Consider the following 7,445-nt stretch of genomic DNA (forward strand, 5'->3'; position numbering starts at 1 on the left):
TTTTTTCATCTAATAAGTGAAAAAGAGAATCCCACTGAAAAGCCGGTAAGTCAGCATTTCAGTGGAATTTTGTATTTGTCGGTGAATAATCTAGGATAATACTTTCTTGACAATTGAAGAAAAAACGATAGAATCGAATAGACAGACAGTCGGTCTGTAAGGAGGGGTTAGATGAGAAAAGAAGCTGAAGTACGTAAGAACGAAATTCTTGACGCGGCAGATGAACTTTTCCGTCAGAAGGGATTTGACGGGACAAGTACAAACGATATTCTCGAAAAGGTCGGTATTGCGCGTGGAACATTGTATCATCATTTCAAATCGAAGGAGGATATTATGGATGCGCTGATTGAGCGGTACAGTGCCCGTCTTTTGGGAGCGGCTCAGGAAATCGCTGCAGACAAGAGCATTTCTGTAGTCGAGCGCATTATCGGCGTTGTTATGGCACTGAACATAAGTGGCGGAAACAGCGAGGAAATTATGGAGCACATTCATAAGCCGCAGAACGCACTTATGCATCAAAAAATACAAAAAGTTATCATCAATGGTGTTCCACCGATATTAACGGAAATCATTCGCGAGGGTATTGAGCAGGGAATGTTCAACACACCATTTCCGTATGAGTGCATGGAAATGGTTGTAATCTATGCGACTACCATTTTTGATAATGATATGGTTACAATGACGAACGAGGAGCTCTTTTCACGAATGGTTGCCTTTATCTGCAATGTAGAAAGGCTACTTGGTGCAGAAAGTGGAAGTCTAATGGACACTTTAAAAATGTTTGGTATGAAAGACGGTAGCAACAATGAATAACTCAGTCAAATCTTTTAATAAATTTCTTCTACTTTGGTCGGGTCAGCTTGTTTCCGCTATAGGAGGAGGCCTTACGTCATTTGGGCTTGCAATTTATGTTTTCCAGCAGACAGGGAAGGCGTCGGCAATGGCACTTGTAACCTTGCTTGCGTTTATGCCATCGCTTCTCTTAAGCGCTTATTCGGGAGTGCTCGCGGATCGTTATGACCGTAGGCTATTAATGGTGTTGGGTGATAGTTTTTCCGCACTAGGAATCGTCTTTATTTTAATTTGTATGTTTCGCGGAGAAGCACAGTTATGGCAAATTTGTGTGGGGGTTACCATTAGCTCCGTGTTTTCTTCGCTACTCGAACCCGCGTATAAAGCAACGGTTACTGATTTACTTACTGAAGAACAGTATACGAAGGCAAGTGGGTTTGTCCAATTGGCGGGCTCGGCAAAATTTCTGATATCTCCTGTTATTGCGGGATTTTTACTCACTGTTGCAGATATAAAGATGTTGCTTATCATCGACATTTGCACTTTTTTTGTTACCGTTTTAACTACGTTTGCTGTTCGAAGAGGTCTTCCTTCCAAGACATATGAACAAACTAAATCGTTTATACACGAGTTCAAAGAAGGTTGGTACGCAATTTCCAAAAACAGAGGTGTGTTAGTTCTTGTCATCATCACATCCGTGTTGACTTTTTTTCTCGGATTTATTGAAACACTCTCTATACCTATGTTGCTAGCTTTTACAGATAGTTCTGTAATTGGGACAATTGAAACGATTGTTGCTTCGGGGATGCTTGTATCAAGTGTGATTCTTGGTTTCCTTCCTATAAAGAAAAATTATGTGAAAATTCTTTCGATTGCGTTGTTTTGTGAGGGAATATTTATGGCGGCATTTGGATTTCGCGAACATATTATGTTGATCTGTGTCTCCGGGTTCTTCTTTTTTGCAATGATGCCTTTTGCAAACACAACTCTGGATTTTCTTGTCCGCACGAACATCGATCATTCTGTTCAGGGAAGAGCATGGTCACTTATCGGAGTAATTTCTCAGCTTGGATTTGTTGCAGCTTATTCGCTTTCGGGTATACTTGCAGATTTTGTGTTCACTCCTTTATTAGTTGACGGCGGAGTGTTAGCCGATAGTGTGGGGGAAATCATTGGTATAGGTAGCGGCAGAGGAACCGGATTCCTTATTATTATCGCTGGGCTTTTGTTATGTGTTACTTCAGTCATTCTATATAACTTGAACTCAGTTAAAAAGCTTGAAAAAAGAGGTGACCCATGTATCATAGAATAATTCGTAATGACATTTTAAGAAGCAAACTAATAACACTAACAACAACGATATTTGTCGCTGCCGCGGCTATGCTTGTTTCTCTCTCAGCAATACTTGTCGTCAATCTTTCGGGTGCGATAGATACACTTATGAAGCAGGCGAAAACTCCGCATTTTATGCAGATGCATTCAGGAGATATTGATACGGTACGGCTTGCTGATTTCGCGGAGCGGAACAGCCATGTCGATGAATTTCAGATGATTGAATTTCTCAATGTTGATGGTGCGAAAATTGTAATTGACGGAAAATCGCTTGCGGAAAATATTCAGGACAACGGTTTCAGCACACAAAGCAAAAAATTCGATTATCTCCTTGACCTTGACGGGAATGTTATAAATGTATCGGACGGGGAGATTTATGTGCCGGTAGGTTATATGAAGGACGGCACTGCAAAAGTCGGTGACAAAGTTGTGATAGACAGAAAGAAATTTACTGTTGCAGGGTTTTTACGCGATTCACAGATGAATTCATTGCTTGCCTCATCAAAGAGGTTTCTTGTAAGTGAAAATGATTATGCGGCAATAAAGGATGTTGGATGGATAGAATATCTGATTGAGTTCAGATTAAAGGACCTGTCTGAAATTGGCGCATTCGAAACGGATTACACCTCTGCAGGACTTGAAGCAAACGGACCGACAATAACGTATCCGCTTTTCAAAATGCTTAATGCCATTTCTGATGGTCTGATGATTGCAGTCATACTTCTTGTAAGTGTACTTGTCGTTGCAATCACATTAATGTGCATACGCTTTACGCTCCTTGCGAAAATCGAAGACGACTACCGCGAAATAGGTGTGATGAAAGCAATAGGGCTACGTGTTTCCGACATAAAAAAGATTTATCTTGTGAAATACGCAGTGATTGCGGCAATTGGTTGTATTCTCGGGCTTACACTTTCATTTGTGTTCAGAGGTATGCTTCTTGAAAATATACGGCTTTATATGGGGAAAAGTGAAAACTCCTCGTTCGCCTTGTTGTTCGGAATAATCGGCATACTACTTGTATTCTTTGCGATCATTGTCTATGTAAACGGAGTATTGAAACGCTTTCGAAAAATATCTGCTGCCGAAGCAATCCGTTTTGGTACATCACAGGAAAAAAACGTAGGAGCAAAGCGTTTTAACCTGAGTGCAAACCGGTTGTTTAACACGAATGTTTTTCTCGGTATCAAAGATGTACTTGCAAGGAAAAAGCTGTACACTACAATGCTTGCGGTTCTGATAATCTCGGCATTTATCATTATCGTTCCACAGAACTTGTACAACACGATTTCTTCAAAAAGCTTCATCACATATATGGGGATAGGAAATAGTGATTTGCGTATTGACATACAGCAGACAGACAATATTTCTGAAAAAGCTTCGGAAATTATAAAAGCGATGAGTAACGATCGTGCGATTTCAAAGTACACCTTGCTTACAACAAAAACATTCAAAGTAAAGACAGAGGATGGCTCGGAGGAAAGGATAAAAATAGAACTCGGCGACCATTCTATATTCCCAGTAGAATATTCACAGGGCAGAGCACCCATCGCTGAAGATGAAATTGCGCTTTCGGCAATGAACGCTGAAGAACTAAGCAAAAAGGTCGGAGATATCTTAACACTGGTGATTGAGGGAAAAGAAAAGAAATTTACGGTAAGCGGTATTTATTCTGACATTACCAATGGAGGTAAAACCGCAAAGGCTGTTTTTTCCGACAATTCGGCGGACATTATGTGGTACATAATCTACGCTGAGCTTTCAGATCAATCTCTTATCGATAGTAAAATTTCGCAATATGCGGAAAGGTTTTATTATGCCAAGGTTGCAGATATTGATGAATATATTGAACAAACATACGGTTCGACAATCAGCTCCCTCGAAGTGGCCTCCTTTGTTGCAATTGCCGTTGCGCTGATGATAACGGTATTGGTTACACTATTGTTTATGAAATTGCTTGTTGCAAAGGACAGATATTCCATTGCCGTAATAAAATCGTTGGGTTTTACAAACTTGGATATTACAATACAATATGTTGCACGTTCGGTATTTGTTCTCATTATTGGAATTGTGGTTGGGACAATTCTAGCAAACACTCTCGGAGAGGTACTTGCGAGCATGGTTATCTTATCGTTTGGAGCGTCGTCGTTTGAGTTTATTGTTAATCCACTTTGTGCGTACCTATTATGTCCATTGATGATGATATGCTCGGTACTTATTGCAACAATTATCGGCTCATCGAGTGCTGGACAAATAAAAATATCCGAAAATATGAAGGAGTAGATTATGAAGAAGATAATTATCGGTGAAAATACTGTGAAATCTTTCGGAGTAGGCAATGAAAAGCACAATGTTCTCGACAATGTGTCCGTCTACATAAACGAGGGAGAGTTCGTTTCGGTTATGGGACCTTCAGGCTCAGGAAAATCGACACTGTTGTATGCAATGAGTGGAATGGACGGCATTGACGGCGGAAAGGTTTCTTTCGATGGCAGAGATTTATCAGCACTTAGTGAAAAGGAGCTTGCCGACATACGTAGAACAAAAATGGGATTTGTTTTTCAGCAGCCAACTTTGCTCAAAAACTTGAACATTCTCGATAACATCATTCTTCCCTCAATGCGGGATAACAGAAAAAACATTGCAAAGGTTACCGAAAAAGCAAGAGCGCTTATGAAAAAGTTTGGTATTGCGGAACTGGAAAATCGTAATATTACCCAGGTTTCGGGAGGACAGCTTCAACGTGCGGGAATATGCCGCTCACTTATTAACAATCCTAAAATTATCTTCGGTGATGAACCGACTGGTGCACTTAACTCAAAAACCGCACAGGAAATTATGGACATCATTTCCGAAATTAATACAGAAGGTACAGCAGTTATTCTTGTAACTCACGATGCGAAGGTTGCTGCTAGGACTGATCGTATTATGTTTATGTTCGATGGGAAAATTGTTAGTCAGCTACAATTAAATAAATTTAGCGGCGCAGACCTTGATGAAAGAATAAAAAAAGTAACTGAAAAAATGCAAGAAATAGGAATTTAGCGATGCTTAACATTACAATTTTTACTGATACCGGATTAATCCCCGAATTTTGGACATTAGCTCACTAATTCTCTTGTTGCCTCAGTTTTTTAATTTTTGTTTCCCGTTCGTTATTTTTTATAGAGGCCATGGTGGCTTGACATGGATCCTCTGCGGGCATAATTCTCTTAGGAAGCACGGGGACGGTTCTTGCGCTTTCGATAGTAGGTGGCAAGTAGAAGAAGCAAGAGAATCGTCCTTCTGCTTCATATTGTGGGGTCAGACCCCTGTTGACCCAGGACACCAACTTGGGCAAATGACCTGTTACTTAGTGCTGATGGCTATGAGTGTCAGTTTTATCAAAAAGATTGAGTTCATTGGGTATTCGGATTATCTTGTGGAAAGAGGTTAAAAGACCGTTGACTTTTAAACGACGAAAACAGGATAGCACTTATTTTATGATTAGTATGTGCTATCTTGTTTGTTCCACAAATGCCAGATTGCCGAAGAATATTAATTTATTTTGTTGAAGACAAGCAAATGTTATGTTCCTTATGACATTTTTCTAATATAAGTTGTGACATTGCCTAAACAGCAACTACCTTGTGGATTGTTTACTTCACAACCACATCGGTTTTCTTTTATATTTTCCCGAATATGCTCTACAGGATTAGGAGTAAGTCTATTTTCCACATATTGTTTAATTTTTCCCTTTGTCCAATCAAAACAATAACAAATTGGGGTAGTTGCTGAAGCATCTTTTTGATGTACAGCTACCTTTATGTCAGATATAATGTACTTTTTATTATTCGTATCAAAATAGACTACTTCACAATCTTCGTTTGAACAAAAATAGTGATTTTCTTTAGAGTTTAATGTTTCTAATGCAGATGGTTTAAGTAATGATTTTAGTGTAATCAACTTTACACTTTTAGCTTTATTTTTACACGATGGACAATTACCATTACTTTCAATTTTTATTTCTTTAACGTTACTACAACAATCTTCCATCATTCTTCCACCTTTACAATTTATTATTTCTATAAGTATTCTTCTGCTGTCTTTTCTTAATCCATTAAAGTTTCGATAATAGGACATTCATAAATATTTTTATTTTCAGGACATCTTTCTTTAAGGTCTAACAACATTCGTTCAATTTTTTTAAGATCTTCAATTTTACGCTTAATGTCCTCTAATTTAAGAACAGTAAAATCATATATGTCACGGCACTTTACTTCGTTGTGATCGACAATCCCTAGCAATTTATCAATTTCATTTAAGGTAAATCCCAATTCCTGCATCCGTTTTATGAAATTCAATCGATCAATCGTTTGTAGGGAATACATTCGATATCCTTTTTCGGTACGATTAGGCTCTGGAATTAATCCTAAACGCTCATAATATCGAATGGTCTCTTTGTTAAGGCTACACTTTTCAGCCAGTTCTCCAATACGGTATTGCATCTACCTCACCTTATATAAATTATAAACCCTGTACCATAGTACAGGGTCAAGGAAAGTGTTTTATATTTTATTATCGTTCTACTTTCTTAAAATACACTGTCATTTTTCAATAAGCCTTACTCGATGGAAGCACAGGGACGGCGCACTTTCGATAGTAGATGGCAAGTAGAAGAAGCAAGAGAATCGTCCCGGGAACAGATAGCTTTTGCAACGTATCGAGAGGATTATTATGAGGAGCTGTCTACTTATACGTGGACACTATCAAATGGGTATCCAACTAATGCCACACTTGGTGGATGTCTTCATCGATATATGATGGCTAAGTGGTATGGTGATGTTGTTCTTAGAGATTTGATAGAAAAAGGCTATGTTGTTGATCATATGAATCATGGCCATATGGATTGTAGGATATCTAATTTGGAATTCTTAAAGCATAACCGTAATGTCGCAAAAGGACAATATTTGGATAAAGAAGCTAAGCAAATGCGTTATAGGCTTGCGGTGACCCTTTTTAAGGATTTCTTCACTGGGTGTTATCAGATTACAATCGGCTGTAATAATCACATTGTGGCGAAGGACAGGTTTCCACCGAGTAAATAGATGTACCGTTTATTATTTCTCTATTTGCTACTGCTGAAACGGTCAATGATCCAGTCTATGCAAATAGAAAGGGAAGAACCCAATTAAATATTGCAATGCTTGATAAATCAAACAGTGCTTATAATTTACAAGTGAATTTCACTAGCATTGCATTAAATTAATTTTATTATTAAAAATACTCGAAATGTTCAATTTTATTGTTTTGCGCAAAGAAAAAGTCCTTTATAATGGATA

Annotated in this window: 7 protein-coding genes; 5 read left to right on the forward strand and 2 right to left on the reverse strand. The window is 38.5% G+C overall.

Features of this window, described 5'->3' with window-relative positions; all coding sequences use genetic code 11:
- Positions 1–171: 171 nt before the first annotated feature.
- From J2S13_RS16130 to J2S13_RS16145, 4 genes are read left to right on the forward strand one after another with little or no spacing between them, the layout of a single operon-like run.
- Positions 172–813: a TetR/AcrR family transcriptional regulator gene (locus J2S13_RS16130; RefSeq protein WP_307258876.1), complete on the forward strand. Its 642-nt coding sequence runs from the start codon at positions 172–174 to the stop codon at positions 811–813.
- Complete coding sequence (locus J2S13_RS16135; RefSeq protein WP_307258878.1) at positions 806–2,104, forward strand: MFS transporter; 1,299 nt, start codon at positions 806–808, stop codon at positions 2,102–2,104. Before J2S13_RS16130 ends, J2S13_RS16135 begins: the two co-directional genes overlap by 8 nt.
- Positions 2,089–4,407, forward strand: coding sequence for an ABC transporter permease (locus J2S13_RS16140; RefSeq protein WP_307258879.1), 2,319 nt, complete (start codon positions 2,089–2,091; stop codon positions 4,405–4,407). The genes J2S13_RS16135 and J2S13_RS16140 overlap by 16 nt, the downstream gene beginning before the upstream one ends.
- Before the next feature lie 3 nt (positions 4,408–4,410).
- Positions 4,411–5,169: an ABC transporter ATP-binding protein gene (locus J2S13_RS16145; protein ID WP_307258880.1), complete on the forward strand. Its 759-nt coding sequence runs from the start codon at positions 4,411–4,413 to the stop codon at positions 5,167–5,169.
- A 531-nt stretch (positions 5,170–5,700) separates the two neighbouring features.
- Here J2S13_RS16145 and J2S13_RS16150 read toward each other — a convergent pair.
- Together J2S13_RS16150 and merR1 are read right to left on the reverse strand one after the other, a co-directional pair.
- Entirely contained in the window at positions 5,701–6,159 is a 459-nt protein-coding gene (locus J2S13_RS16150; RefSeq protein WP_307258881.1) for a putative iron-sulfur cluster-binding metallochaperone, read from the reverse strand.
- Between the two features lie 56 nt (positions 6,160–6,215).
- Positions 6,216–6,611, reverse strand: coding sequence for a mercury resistance transcriptional regulator MerR1 (gene merR1 / locus J2S13_RS16155; RefSeq protein WP_307258882.1), 396 nt, complete (start codon positions 6,609–6,611; stop codon positions 6,216–6,218).
- Positions 6,612–6,734: 123 nt separating this feature from the next.
- On the opposite strand from merR1, the gene J2S13_RS16160 reads away from it, so the two are divergent.
- Positions 6,735–7,211 carry an HNH endonuclease gene (locus tag J2S13_RS16160; protein ID WP_307258883.1) on the forward strand — a complete coding sequence of 159 codons (477 nt, stop codon included), beginning with the start codon at positions 6,735–6,737 and terminating at the stop codon, positions 7,209–7,211.
- Positions 7,212–7,445: the final 234 nt, after the last annotated feature.

Source organism: Oikeobacillus pervagus, assembly GCF_030813365.1.
GTDB classification, from domain to species: Bacteria; Bacillota; Bacilli; order Bacillales; family DSM-23947; genus Oikeobacillus; species Oikeobacillus pervagus.